At 64.4% G+C, this 20308-nt stretch carries 20 protein-coding genes and 1 tRNA gene; 13 read left to right on the forward strand and 8 right to left on the reverse strand.

The features are described from left to right. Positions 1 to 154 precede the first annotated feature (154 nt). Positions 155 to 1432 carry a phosphopyruvate hydratase gene (gene eno / locus C8N43_RS15320; RefSeq protein ID WP_107846634.1) on the forward strand — a complete coding sequence of 426 codons (1278 nt, stop codon included), beginning with the start codon at positions 155 to 157 and terminating at the stop codon, positions 1430 to 1432. Between the two features lie 7 nt (positions 1433 to 1439). Further along, the gene (locus C8N43_RS15325) at positions 1440 to 2450 is read left to right on the forward strand and encodes a hypothetical protein (protein WP_107846635.1); all 1011 of its coding nucleotides are present in this window, start codon (positions 1440 to 1442) and stop codon (positions 2448 to 2450) included. On the opposite strand, the gene C8N43_RS15330 is transcribed toward C8N43_RS15325, so the two are convergent. Continuing rightward, positions 2447 to 3400: a DNA topoisomerase IB gene (locus tag C8N43_RS15330; protein WP_107846636.1), complete on the reverse strand. Its 954-nt coding sequence runs from the start codon at positions 3398 to 3400 to the stop codon at positions 2447 to 2449. The two genes, C8N43_RS15325 and C8N43_RS15330, sit on opposite strands and share 4 nt — an antisense overlap. Next, entirely contained in the window at positions 3397 to 3612 is a 216-nt protein-coding gene (locus C8N43_RS15335) for a hypervirulence associated TUDOR domain-containing protein (protein WP_107846637.1), read from the reverse strand. The genes C8N43_RS15330 and C8N43_RS15335 overlap by 4 nt, the downstream gene beginning before the upstream one ends. A 66-nt stretch (positions 3613 to 3678) precedes the next feature. Here C8N43_RS15335 and C8N43_RS15340 point away from each other — a divergent pair, with 66 nt between their 5' ends. Then, a complete protein-coding gene (locus tag C8N43_RS15340; RefSeq protein ID WP_107846638.1) occupies positions 3679 to 4101 on the forward strand; it encodes a cupin domain-containing protein in 423 nt (140 codons plus the stop codon). On the opposite strand, the gene C8N43_RS15345 is transcribed toward C8N43_RS15340, so the two are convergent. Further along, entirely contained in the window at positions 4098 to 5171 is a 1074-nt protein-coding gene (locus C8N43_RS15345; protein WP_425437098.1) for an anhydro-N-acetylmuramic acid kinase, read from the reverse strand. The two genes, C8N43_RS15340 and C8N43_RS15345, sit on opposite strands and share 4 nt — an antisense overlap. Before the next feature lie 104 nt (positions 5172 to 5275). Between C8N43_RS15345 and tyrS the strand changes: the two genes are divergently transcribed. Then, positions 5276 to 6526, forward strand: a complete 1251-nt coding sequence (tyrS, locus tag C8N43_RS15350; protein ID WP_107846640.1) for a tyrosine--tRNA ligase — start codon at positions 5276 to 5278, stop codon at positions 6524 to 6526. A 149-nt stretch (positions 6527 to 6675) separates the two neighbouring features. Here the strand turns inward: tyrS and C8N43_RS15355 are convergent, their stop codons facing one another. Together C8N43_RS15355 and C8N43_RS15360 are read right to left on the reverse strand one after the other, a co-directional pair. Beyond that, the gene (locus C8N43_RS15355; RefSeq protein ID WP_107846641.1) at positions 6676 to 8976 is read right to left on the reverse strand and encodes an NADP-dependent malic enzyme; all 2301 of its coding nucleotides are present in this window, start codon (positions 8974 to 8976) and stop codon (positions 6676 to 6678) included. Positions 8977 to 9053: 77 nt separating this feature from the next. Beyond that, positions 9054 to 9821 (reverse strand): NAD kinase, encoded by a 768-nt coding sequence (locus C8N43_RS15360; protein WP_107846642.1) that lies wholly within the window; start codon positions 9819 to 9821, stop codon positions 9054 to 9056. A 180-nt stretch (positions 9822 to 10001) separates the two neighbouring features. On the opposite strand from C8N43_RS15360, the gene glyA reads away from it, so the two are divergent. The 3 genes from glyA (at position 10002) to C8N43_RS15375 (ending at position 12498) form a co-directional block, all read left to right on the forward strand. Further along, a complete protein-coding gene (gene glyA, locus C8N43_RS15365; protein ID WP_107846643.1) occupies positions 10002 to 11297 on the forward strand; it encodes a serine hydroxymethyltransferase in 1296 nt (431 codons plus the stop codon). Between the two features lie 12 nt (positions 11298 to 11309). Next, entirely contained in the window at positions 11310 to 12050 is a 741-nt protein-coding gene (locus C8N43_RS15370; protein ID WP_107846644.1) for a helix-turn-helix domain-containing protein, read from the forward strand. Positions 12051 to 12117: 67 nt separating this feature from the next. Continuing rightward, on the forward strand, positions 12118 to 12498 hold the full coding sequence (locus tag C8N43_RS15375; RefSeq protein WP_107846645.1) for a VOC family protein: 381 nt from the start codon (positions 12118 to 12120) through the stop codon (positions 12496 to 12498). A 35-nt stretch (positions 12499 to 12533) separates the two neighbouring features. On the opposite strand, the gene C8N43_RS15380 is transcribed toward C8N43_RS15375, so the two are convergent. Next, a complete protein-coding gene (locus C8N43_RS15380; RefSeq protein WP_107846646.1) occupies positions 12534 to 13175 on the reverse strand; it encodes a TetR/AcrR family transcriptional regulator in 642 nt (213 codons plus the stop codon). A gap of 110 nt (positions 13176 to 13285) precedes the next feature. Between C8N43_RS15380 and C8N43_RS15385 the strand changes: the two genes are divergently transcribed. From C8N43_RS15385 to C8N43_RS15410, 6 genes are all read left to right on the forward strand, one after another. Next, positions 13286 to 13588: a hypothetical protein gene (locus C8N43_RS15385; RefSeq protein WP_107846647.1), complete on the forward strand. Its 303-nt coding sequence runs from the start codon at positions 13286 to 13288 to the stop codon at positions 13586 to 13588. Between the two features lie 72 nt (positions 13589 to 13660). Further along, positions 13661 to 14944, forward strand: coding sequence for a homoserine dehydrogenase (locus C8N43_RS15390; protein WP_107846648.1), 1284 nt, complete (start codon positions 13661 to 13663; stop codon positions 14942 to 14944). A gap of 5 nt (positions 14945 to 14949) precedes the next feature. Further along, positions 14950 to 15663, forward strand: coding sequence for a ceramidase domain-containing protein (locus C8N43_RS15395; protein ID WP_107846649.1), 714 nt, complete (start codon positions 14950 to 14952; stop codon positions 15661 to 15663). Positions 15664 to 15674: 11 nt separating this feature from the next. After that, on the forward strand, positions 15675 to 16646 hold the full coding sequence (glpX, locus tag C8N43_RS15400) for a class II fructose-bisphosphatase (RefSeq protein WP_107846650.1): 972 nt from the start codon (positions 15675 to 15677) through the stop codon (positions 16644 to 16646). Further along, positions 16643 to 18391 (forward strand): single-stranded-DNA-specific exonuclease RecJ, encoded by a 1749-nt coding sequence (gene recJ / locus C8N43_RS15405; RefSeq protein WP_107846651.1) that lies wholly within the window; start codon positions 16643 to 16645, stop codon positions 18389 to 18391. Before glpX ends, recJ begins: the two co-directional genes overlap by 4 nt. A 108-nt stretch (positions 18392 to 18499) precedes the next feature. Further along, positions 18500 to 18574: transfer RNA gene (locus tag C8N43_RS15410), tRNA-Glu, on the forward strand. Between the two features lie 43 nt (positions 18575 to 18617). Here the strand turns inward: C8N43_RS15410 and C8N43_RS15415 are convergent. Together C8N43_RS15415 and C8N43_RS15420 are read right to left on the reverse strand one after the other, a co-directional pair. Next, the gene (locus tag C8N43_RS15415) at positions 18618 to 19646 is read right to left on the reverse strand and encodes a GGDEF domain-containing protein (protein ID WP_107846652.1); all 1029 of its coding nucleotides are present in this window, start codon (positions 19644 to 19646) and stop codon (positions 18618 to 18620) included. Continuing rightward, positions 19643 to 20245, reverse strand: coding sequence for a heme NO-binding domain-containing protein (locus C8N43_RS15420; RefSeq protein WP_107846653.1), 603 nt, complete (start codon positions 20243 to 20245; stop codon positions 19643 to 19645). The genes C8N43_RS15415 and C8N43_RS15420 overlap by 4 nt, the downstream gene beginning before the upstream one ends. Positions 20246 to 20308: the final 63 nt, after the last annotated feature.

Genomic DNA, 20308 nt, shown 5'->3' on the forward strand with positions numbered 1-20308 from the left:
TCCAAGAAACTCCCGGGCCATTGGGACGCATCCGGACCAGATGAGGGGCCGTTCCAGCGGATTCGTTAGCGCTAACACGGCCAACTTGCGCCCCGCGCCCAGCGCGCCTATACCCTGCCCCAACGTCATATCAGCCGACAAAAGGACATCCCCCATGAGCACCATCATCGACATTCACGCGCGCGAAATCCTCGACAGCCGGGGCAACCCGACGGTGGAAGTGGACGTGACTTTGGAAGATGGCACCATGGGCCGTGCGGCGGTTCCCTCGGGGGCCTCGACCGGGGCCTATGAGGCCAACGAGAAGCGCGATGGCGACAAGGCGCGCTACCTCGGCAAGGGCGTGCTGGAAGCCGTGGCTGCGGTCAATGGCGAGCTGGCTGAAAACCTGCTGGGCGAAGATGCGACCGATCAGGTGGGCATCGACGAGTTGATGATCGAGCTGGACGGCACCGACAACAAGGCGCGGCTGGGCGCGAATGCGATCCTTGGCGTGTCGCTCGCCACCGCCAAGGCGGCGGCCGAGTACACGACCCAGCCGCTGTATCGCTACGTGGGTGGCACCAGCGCGCGGGTGCTTCCAGTGCCGATGATGAACATCATCAATGGCGGCGAGCATGCCGACAACCCGATCGACATCCAGGAATTCATGATCATGCCGGTCAGCGCGGACAATATCCGCGAGGCGGTGCGCATGGGGGCGGAAGTGTTCCACGTGCTGAAGAAAGAGCTCAGCGCGGGCGGCTATTCCACCGGCATCGGCGACGAGGGTGGCTTCGCGCCGAACATCTCGTCCTCGCGCGAAGCGCTCGATTTCATCCTGAAGGCGGTCGAGAAGGCGGGATACACGCCGGGCGAGGACATCTACCTGGCGCTCGATTGCGCCGCGACCGAGTATTACAAGGACGGCAAATACGACATGAAAGGCGAGGGCAAAGTGCTGTCCTCGGACGAGAATGTCGCCTATCTGGCGGGCCTTGTGGCCGACTACCCGATCATCTCGATCGAGGACGGCATGGGCGAGGATGACTGGGACGGCTGGGCCGCGCTGACGGGCGAGCTGGGCGACAAGATCCAACTGGTGGGCGACGATCTGTTCGTCACCAACCCCAAGCGTCTGGCCGAAGGCATCAAGAAGGGCTCGGCCAACTCGATGCTGGTGAAAGTGAACCAGATCGGCACCCTGACCGAGACCTTGCGCGCCGTGGACATGGCGCACCGGGCGGGCTTCACGAATGTGATGTCCCACCGGTCGGGTGAGACGGAGGACGCGACGATTGCGGACCTCGCGGTCGCCACGAATTGCGGACAGATCAAGACCGGCTCGCTGTCGCGCTCGGACCGGCTGGCAAAGTACAACCAGCTGATCCGCATTGACGAGACGCTGGGCGAAAGCGCGGTCTACGCGGGCACCTCGATCCTCAAAGGGTAGCCGGTCGGTGAAGACGGTGCTTTGGATCATCGGCGGGGTGCTGCTGGCAGGCGGCCTTGCCGTGGTCTGGCTGGGATGGGTCTTGTCGGGCGCGCCAAGCCTGATGCCGGCGCCCGCAAAGACTCCCGCGCCCGAAGGGTTTGTTGCCAGCGACTACCCCCCGATCACCGAACTTTCGGCGCCTGAGGGCGTTCGTCTGATAGATCTGAGCGCGTTCGGCGAGTATTTCGAACACTACTTTCTGCCCGATGAGCGGGTCACCTATTTCCGCGTTTTTGCGGGCGACGAGATGTCGACAACGGTGTTTGTTGACGCGCAGGGACGGCTGATGGGGCAGATCAAGCTGCTGCCGAATGACTTTCCCATGGGGCCGCATTTCGTCGATCCCGACGGCTCGCACACGGTCACCGCGACGGAGGTCGGGCCTTACGTGCCGCATGTGCTGCTCGACGGTGAGGCGACGCAGGCGCGCCTGCAAGAGCTGCACGCGCAGGCCACGCGCTACCGCCGTTTCAGCTACACGGACATGCCGCGCGACCGGCCGGAATTTGATGCGAAGCTTGCGACCCATGTCTTCGAAATAGACGGCGTCTGGCACAAGATCGTGGAAGATGGCGCCACGTCATTGGACTGGAAAGGCGCCCCGTTCGAGCAGCTGGACGTACAATATGATATCTCGCGCAGCCTTGATCCGGCGGATGCCACGCGGTTCATGGATGGGGCCTACACGCTGCGGCTCACGCATTTCGACCAGCAGACTTATTTGGGGAAAAAGGGCGCCCCGATGGGAAGCACCACGGGCGTGGGTCGTGGCGCGCAATGGCGGGGCGACGGGTTTTATACGCTTGTGGCGGGCGACGCGGAGCTGCGGTTCTCGCTTGTCGGAGACACGGAATTCCTGTCGAACCCCAGCCGGACTTACCTGACGATGTCCGGCAAACCGGATCTCGACATGGTCGTACTGCGACATCAGGTCTATGGCCGACCGACCGCGGCCTATGTGGTTGCGCGGGACTAGGTCAGGAAGGCCAGAAGCTGCGTCTCGGACGTGCGCAGGTCGCGGATCGGGTCGGCCTCTGGCAGGTCCGGCTGTGTGCCCGCCAGCGCAATCACATCGGGGTGGATGTAGCTGTTGCGCGCAATCGTCGGCGTGTTTTTCAGCCGGTCGGCGGCGGCCTCTGACATCGCCTTGATGGTGGCGTCGCCCGCGCTTGCGACCTCGAACGCCGCGACTGTTCCGGCCCAGGTGCGAAAGGTTTTCGCGGTCGTCTCCTCCTCCCCGCTGATCTCGCGCAGATAGTCGTTGAGCGTGCCGGAATTGATGCTGGCGGGCGCGCCGCTTTCGGTCCAGCTGAGCAGGGTTGCACCGGGCAGATCGGCTGCCGCGTGAAGCGCGCGCGCCAGCGTACGGTCCGACAGCGAGCGGCGCACGCGCTTGCCGCCCTTCGCGGTGTAGTCGAGCTTGATGGAATTGCCGCTGAGTTTGAGATGCTTGCGTGTCAGCGTCAGCGCGCCGTAGCTGCCGTTTTCCCGTGCATATTCCGGGTTGCCGACCCGCAGCGCCATCCGGTCCATCAGCGCGGCGGCGGCGGCCAACGCAAAACGCTGCGTGCCCTCGTCTTCGCCAAGGTCCTTGCGGATGCGGCGGCGCATACGCGGAAGAGCCGCCCCGAAAAGCGGCAAGGCATCGAATTTGGCGCGCGCCTGCTGCTCGGACCACAGCTCGTGGTAGCGATACTGCTTGCGGGCGCGCGTGTCTTTGCCGGTGGCCTGAAGGTGGCCGTTTTCCAGCGGCGAGATCCAGACGTCTTCGTAGGCGGGCGGGACCGCCAGCGCCTCCAGCCGTTTGCGCTCTGGCCCTCTGGCAATGGTCGTCCCGTCCGGTCCGCGATAGGTGAAGCCGCGCCCGTGGCGCAGCCGCGCGATCCCCGGCTGGTCATCGCCGTAATAGACCAGCCCCGCGCTCACGCCGCGCGCACCTCGGAGGACAGCTTCAGCACACCATCGCCGTCGTCCTGCTCGATATAAAGCGCCGGGTCATCGTCAGAGCCGTTGCGGGTCACTTCTGTCCCCTTGAGCGTGCGGGTGATCTTCTGGGTGTAGGTCTTCTCGACCGTGCCCTGCGCGGTGCCGTCGCCCCAGTCCCACTCAACCTTGTCACCTTGCGTGTAATTTGCCATGTCGTGGTCTCCTTTGGCAGGGAAACGTCGCTGGTGCCTGCTGGGTTCCTCCGATAAGCTCACCCGATGGATGCCGATGACCTGATTACCCGCCTGTCGCTTGAGCCGCACCGCGAAGGCGGCTGGTATCGCCAGACCTGGGTGGCCGAGGGCGAGGGCCGCCCCACGGGCACCTGCATCTACTTCCTGCTCAAGGAGGGCGAGCGGTCCCATTGGCACCGGGTCGACGCGGGCGAGATCTGGCACTTCTACGCGGGCAGCCCGCTGGTCCTGTCGCTGTCGGACACCGATGCGGGCCCCGCGCGCGACCTGCTGCTTGGCCCCGACTTCACCGCGGGCGAGGTACCGCAAATCGTGGTGGAGCGCGACCAATGGCAATGCGCCGCAGCCCCCCATGGCTGGGCGCTGGTGGGCTGCACGGTCTCGCCCGGCTTCCGCTTTGAAGGGTTCGAGTTGGCCCCGGACGACTTCGACATCCCGCGCGGCTAAGGCTGACTGATCACCCCACCGCCGACATTCGCCGCCACCCCGGTGGTCGACGGGCAGCTCGTCGGCAGACCGCGCGCCACCCGCACCGCCAGATAGGCAAAGGCCTGCGCCTCAAGCATGTCGCCATCAAGCCCATGATCGTCGATATCATCGACCGCGCACGCCAGAAGCGCGCGCAGGCGCGCCATCAGATGCGGATTGCGCCGCCCGCCGCCGCAGACCATTAACCGCGACGGGGGTCTCGGCGCATGTTCCATGCCGCGCGCGACGGAGGCCGCGCAGAGCTCGGTCAGGGTTGCGGCCGCGTCCGCATCCCCCAGATGCGCGACCTTGGAGGACAGGTCCGGGAAATCATCCCGGTCCAGCGATTTGGGGGGTATCTTCAGAAAATAGCGATGGCTCAGAAAGTCTTCGACCACATCCGCATCGACCTTGCCCTGAGCTGCCAGCGCCCCGTCACGATCGAAAATCTGGCCGCGCCGGGCCTGCATCAGGTCATTGAGCGGCGCATTTGCGGGGCCGGTATCGAACGCCAGCAGCGCGCCCTCCGCCTCGGGCGCCGCGATCTCCGGGTCGACAAAGGTCAGATTGCCCACCCCACCCAGATTGAGGAACGCAACCGGCCCCGTCAGCCCCAGATAGCGCGCGCAGGCATGGTGAAAAAACGGCGCGAGCGGCGCGCCCTGCCCGCCCAACTGCACATCCGCCGAACGAAAATCCCATACGACCGGCAGCTGCAGCAGCTCCGCCATCAACGCCCCGTCCCCCGCCTGATGCGTGCCCTGCACGCCGGGGTCATGGGCCATCGTCTGGCCGTGGAATCCCACAATCTGCGGGGCGTCCTCTACGCGCGTGATCATCCGGCTGAGTAGCGCGGCATGGGCGGCCTCCACCACTTCGGATGCCTGCGCGACCTGCGCGTCGCCCGGCCACTGGCCAAGGGCCGCTGCGATCTGCGCGCGCTCTGCTTTGGAATAGGGCCGGTAGTCCGACGGGCCAAAGGCGGTGATCGTCTCGCCATCGGTGCGCAGCATGGCCGCATCCACCCCGTCGAGCGAGGTGCCCGACATGGCCCCCAACGCCCAGATCGCCCCGCTGATTTTCAAATGCTTCCCCTCTGCCGCCCGCGCCCGTATAAGGCCGAGACATCGATCTCCAAGGGCACGATACTGCAATGACCTACCATGCCAAATCCGAATTTCTGACCGTGATGATGGAGCGTGGCTTTCTGGCCGACTGCACCGATTATCAGGGGCTGGATGAGGCGCTGATGGCGGGCGTCGTACCCGCCTATATCGGCTATGACGCGACCGCGAAGTCGCTGCATGTGGGCCATTTGATGAACATCATGGTGCTGCGCTGGTTCCAGAAATGCGGGGGCAAGCCGATCACCCTGATGGGTGGCGGCACCACGAAGGTGGGCGATCCCAGCTTCCGCGCCGATGAGCGCCCGTTGCTCGACGAGGCCGCGATCCAGGCCAATATCGACGGAATGCAACAGGTCTTCGCGAAATACCTGTCCTACGGCGAGTCCGCGACCGACGCGATCATGCTCAACAATGCCGAATGGCTGGACGGGCTGAACTACCTCGAATTCCTGCGCGACATCGGGCGGCACTTTTCGGTCAACCGGATGCTGAGCTTCGAGAGCGTCAAGTCGCGGCTGGACCGCGAGCAGAGCCTCAGCTTTCTCGAGTTCAACTATATGATCCTGCAGGCTTATGACTTCCTGGAGCTCAACCGCCGCTACGGCTGCCTGCTGCAGATGGGCGGCTCGGACCAGTGGGGTAATATCGTGAACGGGATCGACCTGACCCGCCGCGTGCTGGACCACGAAATCTACGGCCTGACGACCCCGCTTTTGACCACCAGCGACGGGCGCAAGATGGGCAAGAGCCAAGGCGGCGCGATCTGGCTGAACGGCGACATGCTCAGCCCCTATGAGTTCTGGCAGTTCTGGCGCAACACGACCGACGCCGATACCGGGAAGTTCCTGAAGCTGTTCACCGAGCTGCCCCTCGAGGAATGCGACCGGCTCGGCGCGCTGGAAGGCCAGGAGATCAACGCGGCCAAGGTGATCCTCGCCAATGAGGTCACAACGCTTTTGCACGGGGCCGAGGCAGCGCAGGCCGCCGAGGCCACCGCGCGCGAGGTGTTCGAGAAAGGCGGCACGGGTGACGACTTGCCCACGCTTGCGCTCACCGCCGACGAGCTGGGCGAGGGCATCTCCATCGTACAACTCATCGTGCGCTCCGGCCTCGCGGGCTCCGGCAAGGAGGCCAAACGCCTGATCGCCGAGAACGGTGCCAAGATGAACGACGCGGCGCTTACCGATGCCGGGCTGTTCATCACCCCCGACCAGCTGGCTGAGCCGATCAAACTGTCAGCGGGCAAGAAACGCCACGCGCTCGTCACTCTCAGCTGATTTCTTTGTTCAAGAAATACGGCGGAGGGGCCCAAGCCGTCTCGTAATCTGTCCGGTGGACAGATTAAGGCTCGGGCGGGCGGAGCCCCGTTGGGGGCAGCGCCCCCAAGAAAGCATCGCGCGCGGCGCAGCCGCTCCTTTGGATCACCTCACCCGTAGGTCGCGACCGGGGTGCCGGCGATGGCGGACATGTTCAGCAAGCCCCGCGCGGTGATCGAGGGCGTCACGATATGGGCCTTGTTGCCCATCCCCATCAGGATCGGCCCGACCTCAAGCCCGCCCGCCTTCATCTTCAGGATGTTGCGCACGCCGGAGGCCGCGTCGGAATTGGCGAAGACCAGCACATTGGCAGGCCCCTCAAAACGGGCATCGGGCATGATCCGCGCCCGCAGCTCCTGGTCGAGCGCCGCGTCGGCGTGCATTTCGCCCTCATAGGCAAACTCCACCGGTGAGCGGTCGAGGATGTCGAGCGCCGCGCGCATCCGCCGCCCGGAATCGCAATCGAGGTTGCCGAATTGCGAATGTGAACAGAGCGCGATTTTCGGCTCCACCCCGAAGCGCTTCACATGGCGCGCGGCGGAAATCACCGTCTCGGCAATCTGCTCCGGCGTGGGCTCCGGGTGGACATGGGTGTCGGCGACAAACAGCGGTCCGTCCTCGAGGATCATCAGCGACAGCGCGCCCACAGGATGCAGCCCGTCCTTCTGGCTGCCGAGCACCTGCGTCACGTAGTTCAGATGCCACAGGTATTGTCCGAACGTGCCGCAGATGAGGCTGTCGGCCTCTTCACGGTGCACCATCACGGCGCCGATGGCGGTGGTGTTCGTGCGCATGATCGCGCGGGCGAGGTCCGGCGTGACGCCCTGACGGGACATGATCGCATGATAGGTCTGCCAATAGTCGCGATAGCGCGGGTCGTCATTGGGGTTCACCAGCTCGAAATCGCGGCCCGGCTTGATCGACAGACCCGCGCGTTCGGCGCGGCGCTCGATCACCTCGGGGCGACCGATCAGGATCGGCTTGTCGGTCGTGTCCTCCAGCATCGCGTTGGCCGCGCGCAGCACGCGCTCGCTCTCGCCTTCAGTGAAGACGATGCGGCGGGATGCGGTGCTGGCGGCCTCGAACACGGGCCGCATGATGAGCGCGGACTTGAAGACCGAGCCGTCAAGCTCCGCCTTGTAGCTGGGCAGGTCCTCCAGCGGGCGGGTCGCGACACCGCTTTCCATCGCAGCCTTCGCGACGGAGGAGGCGACGACGCCGATCAGGCGCGGGTCGAAAGGTTTGGGGATCAGGTAGTCAGCGCCGAAGGTCAGCTGTTCACCTTGATAGGCGGCGGCGGCCTCGGCCGAGGTCGTCGCGCGGGCGAGCGCTGCGATGCCTTCGACGCAGCCAATCTTCATCTCGTCATTGATCGTGGTCGCGCCCACATCGAGCGCGCCGCGGAAGATGAAGGGGAAGCACAAGACGTTGTTGACCTGATTGGGATAGTCACTGCGCCCGGTGGCGATGATCGCGTCCGGCGCGACCGCGCGGGCGGCGTCGGGCATGATTTCCGGGTTCGGGTTGGCCAGCGCGAAAATGATCGGCGTCTTGGCCATCTTCTTAACCATGTCGGGCTTCAAGACACCCGGACCGGACAGGCCCAGGAACAGGTCCGCGCCCTTGATCACGTCACCCAACGCGCGCAGGTCGGAGGCTTGGGCGTATTCCGCCTTCTGCGGTGTCATCTCTTCCTCGCGACCCTCGTAGACCAACCCCGCGATGTCGCACAGCCAGACATTTTCGCGCCGCACGCCAAGCTTCAGCAGCATGTTCAGACAGGCGATGCCCGCCGCACCGCCCCCGGTGGATACGATCTTGATATCTTCGAACTTCTTGCCAGCGACCCGAAGCGCGTTGGTCGCGGCGGCGCCCACAACGATGGCGGTGCCGTGCTGGTCGTCGTGGAAGACGGGGATGTTCATTTTCTCGCGGCAGATTTGTTCAACGATGAAACAATCGGGCGCCTTGATGTCTTCGAGGTTGATCGCACCGAAAGTTGGGCCAAGCGCGCAGACGATTTCGGCGAGCTTTTCGGGGTCTTTTTCGTCCAGCTCGATATCGAAACAGTCGATATTCGCGAATTTCTTGAACAGGACAGCCTTGCCTTCCATCACCGGCTTGGAGGCCAAAGCGCCTATATTTCCAAGGCCCAACACCGCGGAGCCGTTGGTGACGACCCCCACAAGATTGCCGCGCGAGGTGTAATCGCGGGCGTGATCGGGGTCTTCCTTGATCTCGAGACAGGCTTCGGCCACGCCGGGGGAATAGGCGCGCGCCAGATCGCGACCATTGGCCAACGGCTTGGTCGCGCGGATCTCAAGCTTGCCGGGCTTGGGGAACTGGTGGTAGTCGAGCGCCGCCTGACGAACCGATTTCAGGCGTTCTTCTTCGAAGTTCTCGTCCGACATATTATCCTCCCAGATAAATAGTTTAACGTTAAACTATATTTTTTCTCAGCGTGCTTTAACGTCTTGCCACCCCAAGGTCACGCGAATTGTTCGCGGATCAGACGCTCTTCCAATCCGTGGCCGGGGTCAAACAGGATGCGGTGCACGACCGCAGGCTCTGTCGTGATTTCGACCGAGACGACATTGCCCGCAGAACGGCCATCGGCGTCGGCCATGACGGGCCTTTTGCGCGGTTGAAGCACCTCGAACCGGACCTTGGATTTCTTGGGCAGCAATGCGCCGCGCCAGCGCCGGGGGCGAAAGGCCGACATCGCCGTTAAGGTTAACACTTCGGAGCCGATCGGCACGATCGGGCCGTGGGCGGAATAGTTGTAGGCGGTCGACCCGGCAGGCGTGGCGACCAGCGCGCCGTCGCAGACCAGCTCTTCGAGCCGCTCGCGCCCGTCGACATAGATGCGCAGTTTGGCGGCCTGTGAGCCCGCGCGCAGCAGCGAAACTTCGTTGATCGCAAGCGCCTCATGCACGGTCCCGTCTTCGCGGATCGCCTTCATGCGCAGTGGATTGATGTCCTCTTCTTCCGCCTCGGCAAGACGTTCGAGCAGGCCGGGTTCGTGGTATTCGTTCATCAGGAAGCCCACGGTGCCGCAATTCATCCCGTAAACGGGCGTGTCGAGATGCTGGGTCCCGTGCAGCGTCTGCAGCATGAACCCGTCGCCGCCAAGCGCCACGATCACATCCGCCTCGCCGGGATCGACGGTGCCGTAGCTGGCGACCAGAGCGGCAATAGCCTCGCGGGCGACGTCGGTGTCGGACGCCATGAAGGCGATCTTTGTGCGGTCCGGCATTGCGATCTTTCCAATGTTTCCAAGACATTCGCGTGGGCGTATCCGAAACACAAGCCCATGATCGGCAACGCCGCGCCGCAAATCGCGCAGACAGCGGCGCTTTGCACCCTTCCGATCCGCGCTATTTCGGCGTAGAAGGCCCCGAAAATGCAGCTGCCCCATAGGGAAGGAGACCCTGCCATGAACGCCCCTCACCGTGATGACGGCTTTTTCACCGAAAGCCTTGAGACCCGCGACGCCGAGCTGTTTGGCGCCATCACCAAGGAGCTGGGCCGCCAGCGTGACGAGATCGAGCTGATCGCATCGGAGAACATCGTCAGCCGCGCCGTGATGGAGGCGCAGGGCTCGGTGATGACCAACAAATACGCCGAAGGCTACCCGGGCCGGCGCTATTATGGTGGCTGCCAATATGTTGATATTGCAGAGAACCTTGCGATTGATCGCGCCAAAGAGTTGTTTGGCTGCGGCTTCGTCAATGTGCAGCCGAACTCCGGCTCGCAGGCCAACCAGGGTGTGTTTCAGGCGCTGTTGAAGCCCGGCGACACCATTCTGGGCATGTCGCTGGATGCGGGCGGGCACCTGACCCATGGTGCCGCGCCGAACCAGTCGGGCAAGTGGTTCAACGCCATCCAATACGGCGTGAAGCGTGACACGCTGGAGCTGGATTACGAGCAGGTCGAGGCGCTGGCGCTGGAGCACAAGCCGCAGATGATTATCGCCGGTGGCTCTGCCATTCCGCGCATCATCAACTTCGCGAAAATGCGCGAGATCGCCGACAAGGTTGACGCCTACCTGCTGGTGGACATGGCCCATTTCGCGGGACTGGTGGCGGCAGGCCTTTACCCCTCGCCCTTCCCCCATGCGCATGCGGCGACGACGACGACCCACAAGACCCTGCGCGGCCCGCGCGGCGGCATGATCCTGACCGATGACGAGGCGCTGGCGAAGAAGTTCAACTCCGCCATCTTCCCCGGCATTCAGGGCGGCCCGCTGATGCATGTGATCGCGGGCAAGGCCGCGGCCTTTGGCGAGGCGCTGCGGCCCGAATTCAAGGACTACCAGAAACAGGTGATCACCAATGCGCAAGCCATGGCCGATCAGCTGATGAAGGGCGGACTGGATATCGTGACTGGCGGCACAGACACCCATGTGATGCTGGTGGATCTGCGCCCCAAGGGCGTCAAAGGCAACGCGACCGAGAAGGCTTTGGGCCGCGCGCATATCACGTGCAACAAGAACGGCATCCCGTTTGATGACGAGAAGCCGATGATCACCTCGGGCATCCGTCTGGGCTCGCCCGCGGGCACGACGCGCGGCTTCATGGAGGCCGAGTTCCGGCAGGTCGCCGACCTGATTGTGGAGGTCGTGGACGGCCTTGCGGCCAATGGCGAGGACGGAAACGCGTCCGTCGAAGACGCGGTGAAGGCCAAGGTGCTGGACCTGTGCGGGAAGTTCCCGATCTATCCGGGGCTCTAGCGCGGACAGCGCATGTACGACCCCAAGGGAAACGGAAAAGACAAGGCGGTTCAGACAGTTACGTTTAACGAGGCTGAACCGCCCGCGCATTTGCGCGGGATCGTGCACCGGTTTCTTGAGCTAAAGACGCATGATCCGCTGGCGGAGCCCTACCGGTTCCATGCCCTGCCCGACGCCTGTACTTACGTGATCTTCGATCAACTGTCCCCGGAGGTGACCGGTGTCGCGAAGCTGCGCGCGCAGTCGGAGGAGTTCGATCTGGGGCACGCGTTTCACTTCGTCAACATCCGCTTTCTGCCCGGGGTGTGGCAGGCCAGCGATGAGCCGATCACGCATGGGCAACTGACGGATCCTTACACGGGTGGCCTACCATTGCGCGCGGTCGGGCGCGATCTGGCGGGGCGCGAATTCGCGACGCAACAAGACATCCTGTCCGCCCTGGTCGAGACCTGGCTTGAGACCGGTTTGGTCGCGCCGAACCCCGTGACCGAGCAGATTTTCCGCCATCTCGACGATATCGTCTCCGTCGCCGACATGGCGGAGGTGTCGAACCTGTCGGCGCGCCAGCTGCAGCGGGTTCTGAAGCGCACCACCGGCTTCGCGCCCCATGATTTTCTGAAGGTGTTGCGGCTGCAGCAGTCGCTCAACGGGGAGGACACGTGGTCCTACGCCGATCAGTCGCATTTTATCCATTCCTTCCGCCGGGCCACCGGCTACACGCCGGGAAAATACGCCCGAAAGTTCGATGTCTGAAATCTACAATACCGCCGCGATGTCGCTCGCTAGAACGGGGTCATAACGACAACGCGAGGAATTGAAGATGACCAAGATGAACGCAGTAGGATGGTTCGACATTTACGTGGATGATTTGGACCGGGCCGTGGCCTTTTACGAAACCGTGCTCGGCGCGTCGCTGGAGCCGATGGGCGACCCCACGGGCGAGGCGCAGATGATGAGCTTCCCCGCCGAGATGAGCGCTTACGGGGCCGCGGGCGCGCTGACCAAATCGCCCCATGCGGGGCCCGGCGTGGGGGGCACGATCATCTACTTCATGGCGGAAGATTGCGCGGTGCCCGAGGCCCGGGTGAGCGCGGCGGGCGGCTCTGTCATGCGGGAGAAATTCTCCATCGGGGAGTTTGGCTTCGTGTCGCTGTGCATGGACAGCGAGGGCAACATGTTCGGGATCAACTCGCTGAAATAAAAAAGGAAAACTGCACCAAGCAGGGCCTGCGGGGGTTACTCCGCAGGCTCTTCCTGTGTGGCTTTTCTCATTTTGCGCTCTTTCCAGCGCGGCATGCGCACGGCCTTGCCGGCCATGTCGGAATAGATCGCCTCGACCCGGCCCAGCGTCAGGCGCCCGTCGGGCTTGTACCAACTGGTGACGCCATTGAGCATCGAGATCAGCGCGAGTGTGGTCAGCTTGGTGTCGTCGACATCGAAGAGGCCCTCGTCCTGGCCCGCGATCAGGATCGCCTCGAGCGCGTTCTCGTATTCGCGCCGCATCTCTTCGAGCGCCTTGAAATTGTCGGGCTCGAGATTGCGCAGCTCCATGTAGGAAATGAACACCTGCTCGGGCCGCTCAAGGTGGAAACGGATGTGGAAGCGCGTGAAGGCCTCGAGCTGCATGACGGGACCTTCGGGCTTTTCAACCGCGGCCCATCCGTCAAGCACGTCCTGCATGTGATCGCGCAACAGATCGAAGAGCAGGGACTGCTTGTCGGGCGTGTAGAGGTAGAGCGCGCCCGCCTGCACGCCGACCTCCGCCGCGATCTGGCGCATCGACACCGCGGCAAAGCCGTGGGCTGCGAAAAGCTTCAGGGCAGCCGCCCGGACGCGGGGGCCAGTGATGTCGGAGTGGGAGCCGGTTTTACGTGCCATGGGCGAAGCGTATCTGAACGCGCGTTCAAATCAAGCCTCTATGTCGGGATGGACGCCGCCCGCGCCCCCGCCTATTGTGCCGGTGCAACAAGTTTTGAACGGACGGCCCCATGCGCTGCACCCTTTTATTGGCCGCTTGCCTGGCCTTGTCGTCCGCCTGTACCGCCAATCTGCCCGCCATAGACGACACGATCTCAGAAGGGGCCCAGCGCGCCGACTACCCCGAACTTGAGCCCCTACCGAACCTGCTGGCACGCAGTGAGGCAGGCAGCAGCATCGAGGTGCAGACCGAAGCGCTGCAGGCCCGCGTGAGCCGCCTGAAGGCCCGCGCACGGGCGCTGAAAGGACGCACGATCATCGACGGGGCCACGCGGCTGCGGCTGCTGGAGGCCACCAAAGGCAAGCCCGCCTGAGCAAGCCGCGTTGCACCGCGCCGGGATACGCGCTAACGAGCGCGCGACACCTTGAAATGACGGAGCGCCCCCATGTCTGACCCCCTTCGCCTTGGCATTGCAGGACTGGGCACCGTGGGCGTGGGCGTGGTGCGGATCATCCGCCAGAAAGCCGCGCAGCTGGAAGCGCGCACGGGCCGCAAAATCGTGATCTCGGCCGTCTCTGCCCGCTCGCAGAAAGACCGCGGCGTGCCGCTGGGCGACTATGCATGGGAAGACGATCCGGTGGCGCTGGCGGTGCGCGACGACGTGGATGTCTTTGTCGAGTTGATGGGCGGCGCGACCGGCCCCGCCAAGGACGCGACCGAGGCCGCGCTGCGCGCGGGCAAGGACGTGGTCACCGCCAACAAGGCAATGCTCGCCGAACATGGCCAACCGCTTGCGCTTTTGGCTGAGGGCGAAGGCCGCGTGCTGCGCTTTGAGGCCGCCGTTGCGGGCGGCATCCCGGTGGTCAAGGCGCTGACGGAGGGGCTTGCCGGAAACGACATCACCCGGGTGATGGGCGTGATGAACGGCTCGTGCAACTACATCCTGACGCGCATGGAGCATGCCGGGCTGACCTACGAGGAAGCCTTTGCAGAGGCCGACGGGCTTGGCTATCTGGAAGCCGATCCAGAGCTGGACGTGGGCGGCATCGACGCCGCACATAAGCTGGCGCTGCTGGCGGCGATCTCGTTCGGGACGCAGGTGAAGTTCGACGCGGTGCAGCTGGAAGGCATAGGCCAGGTCACCATCGAAGACATCCGCCAGGCCGCCGATATGGGCTACAAGATCAAGCTTTTGGGCATCGCGCAGATGACCGCGCGGGGGCTGGTGCAGTCGATGACGCCGTGCCTGGTGCCTGCGACCTCGCCCCTTGGGCAGCTTGAAGGCGGCACCAACATGGTGGTGCTGGAAGGCGATCACGTGGGCCAGATCGTGCTGCGTGGCGCGGGCGCGGGCGAAGGCCCGACCGCAAGCGCGGTGCTGTCGGATGTGATCGACATCGCGCGCGGCCTGCGGCTTTCAACCTTCGGCCAGCCCGCCGAGACGCTGAAGACCACGCCTGCGGCCAATGCGGGCACGCCCGCGCCGTTCTATCTGCGTATGACGCTGCAGGACAAACCGGGCGCGCTGGCCAAGGTCGCGACCTGCCTTGGCGATGCGGGCGTGTCGATCCACCGGATGCGCCAATACGACCATGTCGATGACCGCGCGCCGGTGCTGATCGTGACCCACACGACCTCGCGCGACGCGCTCGACGCGGCGCTGGCGGCCCTGCCCGGCACGGGCGTGCTGGCCTCCGAGCCCGTGGCGCTGAGGATCGAAGAGGTCTGAGCCCGATGGACTGGACTGCCCCCGTCGATATCTATTGCGAGCGGATGGGGCCGGAGTTTTGGGCGGAGCCGTGGAATGCGGTCACCAATGCCTCGTTCATTCTGGCGGCGCTTTGGGGCGCGTGGGCAATGCGTGCCTTTGGGGTGCGCAGCGTGCCCATCACGATCCTGACCGTGCTGGCGTTCTGCATCGGGATCGGCTCGTTCCTGTTTCACACCTTCGCGCAAGCCTGGTCGGGGGCTGCCGACGTGATCCCGATCTGGCTGTTCGTGCTGATCTACATCCTGACCTGCGTGAACGTGGTGGGCGGCGTATCCTGGCCGCGGGTGCTGTTGGGCTTTGCGGGCGTGGTGGCGATCATCGTCGCGGCGGTGTCGCTGGTGGAGTTCCCCGCCCTGCCCGCCGCGCCCGACTGGATGAACGGATCGGAGCAGTATCTACCCGCCGTCGCAGCCATGATGTTCTTCTCGGCCCTGACGCTGATCCGCGGGCATCCACTGCGCTGGTGGTTCACGGGCGCTACGGCGCTGTTCTTCCTGTCGCTCACGTTCAGAACCCTCGACGTGCATGTTTGCGACGGCCTGCCGCTCGGGACGCATTTCCTGTGGCACACGCTCAACGGCGCGGTGATCGCACTGCTGCTGCAGGCCCTGATCCGGCATCACGCACGCTTGATGCCCGGCGGCGGGGCGGCTACACCCACGACCACACATTTGTAAGGAAGACCTTCATGTCCAACACCCCCGACCTGTTTCAGGACCGCATGCTGTCATTGGGCCTGGCCCGCGTTTCGGAGGCGGCGGCGCTGGCCTCGGCCAAGCTGATCGGGCGGGGCGACGAGAAGGCCGCCGATCAGGCCGCCGTCAACGCCATGCGCGAGCAGTTGAACCTGCTCGACATTGCGGGCGTCGTGGTCATCGGCGAGGGTGAGCGGGACGAAGCTCCGATGCTCTACATCGGCGAAGAAGTCGGCTCCGGCAACGGTCCGGGCGTGGACATCGCGCTGGACCCGCTGGAAGGCACGACGCTGACCGCCAAGGACATGCCAAACGCACTAACCGTGATTGCCATGGGCCCGCGCGGCTCAATGCTGCACGCGCCGGACGTCTACATGGACAAGCTGGCCATCGGGCCGGGCTTCGCCGAGGACGTCGTGACGCTGGATATGTCGCCGAAAGAACGCGTCGCTGCCTTGGCAAAGGCGAAGGGCTGCAAGACCGACAACATCACCGTCTGCGTGCTGGAACGCCCGCGCCATGAGCAGGTGATCGAAGACATCCGCTCCACCGGGGCGGCGATCCGCCTGATCACGGACGGCGACGTCGCGGGCGTGATGCACTGCGCCGAGGCCGCGACGACTGGCATCGACATGTACATGGGCGAAGGGGGCGCGCCGGAGGGCGTGCTGGCCGCCGCCGCGCTGAAATGCATGGGCGGGCAGATGTATGGCCGCCTGCTGTTCCGCAATGACGACGAGAAAGGCCGCGCCGCCAAGGCCGGGATCACCGATCTGGACCGCATCTACACGCGCGACGACATGGTGACGCGCAACGTGATCTTTGCGGCGACCGGGGTCACCGATGGCTCGATCCTGAAGGGCATTCGCCGCGAGGTGGGCTACTTGACGGCGGAGACGATCCTGATGCGCTCGAAAACCGGGTCGGTGCGGCGCATGATTTACCGCAACCCCGACCACGGATGAGCGACGCCTTCCTCGGCGTTGAAAGCTCGCTGACGGGCCGCCGGTGGGTGGGCCTGTCGGTCGAGCAGGAGCGTCTGGCCGAGGCGATGTCCCAGCAGACCGACCTGCCGCGCCCGCTTTGCGCGACCTTGGCGCGGCTGGGCGTGCCGCCGGAGGGCGCGGAGGCGTATCTGACGCCATCCTTGCGCGACCTGCTGCCAGATCCGTCCGTCTTGCGGGACATGGATGTGGCCTGCGCCCGGGTTGTTGCCGCCGTCGAGCGGCGCGAGCGGATTGCGATTTTTGCCGACTATGACGTGGATGGTGGGTCATCCGCGGCGCTATTGATCGTATGGCTGCGCGAGATGGGGCTGGCGGCGACGCTCTATATCCCCGACCGGATTGATGAGGGGTACGGCCCAAATGCACCCGCGATATCGGAGCTTGCCGCGGGGCATGATCTGATCATCTGTGTCGATTGCGGGACGCTGTCCCATGATGCGCTGGCCGCGGCGAAAGACGCGGATGTGGTGGTCCTCGATCACCACTTGGGCGGCGAGACCCTGCCGCCGGCGCTAGCCGTGGTGAACCCGAACCGCCAGGACGAGGATGGAGCGCTCGCCCATCTCTGCGCGGCGGGGGTCGTATTCTTGCTATTGGTGGCCGTGAATCGGGCTCTGCGCCCGAGCCGCGCGGTGCCGGACCTGATGGCGATGCTGGACCTTGTGGCCCTTGCGACGGTGGCGGATGTCGCGCCTTTGATAGGGGTCAACCGGGCGCTGGTACGCCAGGGTCTAAAAGTCATGGGCCAGAGGCGGCGCATGGGCTTGCGCGTCTTGTCGGATGTGGCCCGGATGGATACGGCGCCGACATCGTACCATTTGGGCTTTTTGCTCGGCCCGCGGATCAATGCAGGTGGACGCATTGGGGCTGCGGATTTGGGCGCGCGGTTGTTGTCGACCGATCAGGAACACGAGGCGCAGGCTTTGGCCGAGCGGCTGGATGCGCTCAATACCGAGCGGCGCGAGATCGAGGCGGCGGTGCGCGAAGCGGCCTTGGCGCAGGCCGAAGAGCGCGGCCTGGACGCGCCTTTGGTGTGGGCCGCGGGCGAAGGCTGGCATCCGGGGGTCGTCGGCATCGTTGCCGCACGGCTGAAAGAAGCGTCGAACCGGCCTGCCGTAGTGATCGGGCTGGACGGGGACGAGGGCAAAGGCTCGGCCCGGTCGGTGTCCGGGATCGACCTGGGTGCGCAGATCCAAAAGCTCGCAGCCGAGGGCCATCTGATCAAAGGCGGCGGCCACAAGATGGCAGCGGGCCTGACCGTGGCGCGCGACAAGCTGGAGCCCGCGATGGCCCGGCTGACCGAGATGATGGAAAAGCAAGGTGCTGGGCGGTTGGGCCCCTCCGACCTGCGCCTCGACGGGATAATGATGGCGGGCGCCGCGAGTGTCGAGCTGGTCGATTTGATCGAACAGGCCGGGCCTTACGGTGCGGGCGCGCCCGGCCCGCGCTTCGTGTTTCCCGATCAGAAAGTGCTGTTTACGAAGCCCGTTGGAGATGGACATCTGAAACTGAGCTTCGGGGATGGTGGACCGGCTCGGCTTGACGCGATCTCATTTGGTGCGTTTCGGTCCGATCTCGGGCCCGCGCTGGAGGCCCATGCCGGTCGCCGGTTTCACCTTGCAGGTCGGGTGGAGATCAACACCTGGCGGGGTCAGAGGTCGTTGCAATTGCGCCTTGAAGACGCAGCCCTCGCGGCGGGCTGACCGGCGGCAGAGATCGCGGACAATTCTGGGCATTTTCCGCACCCCGGTCGCATTTTTCTGCTTGCCAGCGCGGGCGCGCTCTCCTAAATAGCCCCTCACGATCCCGGTGCTCCCTTCGTCTATCGGTTAGGACGCCAGGTTTTCAACCTGGAAAGAGGGGTTCGATTCCCCTAGGGAGTACCACCTTTCCCCACCCCCGCGAATTCGTAGACCGCATCCTGCGCGGTCAATGCGCGTTTTGGCCGTCCGGGCTGAAGACCGTATGGCAGGCGCGACCTTGATCCTTTGACGCATAGAGCGCGCGGTCCGCGTCGCTGAGCATCTGATCGGCGGCGGGCGCCTCGTAAAAGCTCGACAGGGTCGTGCCGATGCTTGCGGAAATCCGGCATTCCTGCCCCTCGAAATCAATCGGCCTTTCCAGTCGCGAGATCATGCGCATCGCGATTCCTTCAAGGATCGCGAGATCGACGCAGCCCTTGAAGACAAGCACGAACTCATCGCCGCCTACCCGTGCGACGAGGTCATCGCTGCGGGTCTCGTCATTGAGAACCTCGGCAACCCGTTGCAGCACGAAATCCCCGGCCGCGTGCCCGTATGTGTCGTTGACCTGCTTGAAGTAGTCGAGGTCGAGATGCATCAGGCCGAAGGGCATGCCCGAAAGCTCCAACTGCTGCAAAACGGCATCCATGCCGCGGCGGTTCTGCAATCCGGTCAGCGTATCTGTGTAGGCCTGCTCTTCCGCGGCGCTGCGCGCCTGTTCGAGCCGCTTGTTGAGGCGCTTGGATTCCTCCAGCGCGACCGACTTGGCCTCAATCAGGTAAAGCATGTCCACCGTCGGATCGGAGGAGGCAAAATCAGCGCTGGTGAGGTCGAAATGCTCGACCGCGTCGACCACATTGGCCCCAAGGGACAGGTTCAACAACGCGCCGTCACTCTTGGTGTCCGAGATGGGCACGAAGACCCCCTTGAACGTCAGCGGATACCCCACGCGGAAGCGCATGCGGACCTCTGAGGTGCGCGCTTTCAGAAGGTCGGCGAAACTGTGCACATGCAGGGGGCGGCGCAGCTCGAACACCTCCAGCAGGCGGAGGCCGACAAGTTCGTCTTCGGAGCGGACTTTCGCCATGGTCGGGCCGACGGACTGAATGTGGCCGGTGGATGAAATGCGCAGATGCATCGGCATCAACGCGTCCAGCGCCGCAGGGCTGAGCCCGGCGGGCGTGTCGGCTGAGTTGGTTTCCTGGTGCGTTGTCATTTTGCGGCATGTCCCATCGACAGATCAAAGCTTCGCCCGGCGGCAAAATCCGTCTCGAACAGCTCGACGGTGAGGTGTTCGAAGCTGCGGTCGTACCTGGTGGCGTGGCGCAGCTCCAGCATCACAAGGGCGCCGTAATCATCGGCCATCGCGCGCAGCACCCCTTGCAGCACGGCCCCGAATCCCTCCCGTTCGCTGAACACCCAAATCCCGAACGCACCATCCAGATGAGGCTCCACCTCGAGCCGAGGCAGATGCAGGTCGGGGAAGGCAAGCTTGGTCCGGTCCTGCAGATCATCAAGTGACAAGACGAAATCGACGAAACTGAACCCGCCGAAGCGCAGTAAGCGGCGCACGACATTCGTATTTGGATGGGTCACGAGATAGGAGCCGAGGTCTTCAAGCACGAGGGCGCGGTCACGCGACAATTGATCGGACAAGGAGTCCAGAACGGCATCGAACATCTCGTCGGAATAGGTCAGCATCGCCTCGAACTCGACGACATCGAGCCCGGCCTTGGCGACGGCCGCACGCCAAAGCGCGTCGCCGTAGGTGTCTTGCGCGAAGGTCTGCAACGCGCGGTGGACCAGCCCATACATCGCAAGTATCCCGAAATCCCATATCTCGGGCCTGCTTATGCCGCTCGTTTCTTAACAAAGCCG

The organism is Litoreibacter ponti, assembly GCF_003054285.1.
Taxonomy (GTDB): Bacteria; Pseudomonadota; Alphaproteobacteria; order Rhodobacterales; family Rhodobacteraceae; genus Litoreibacter; species Litoreibacter ponti.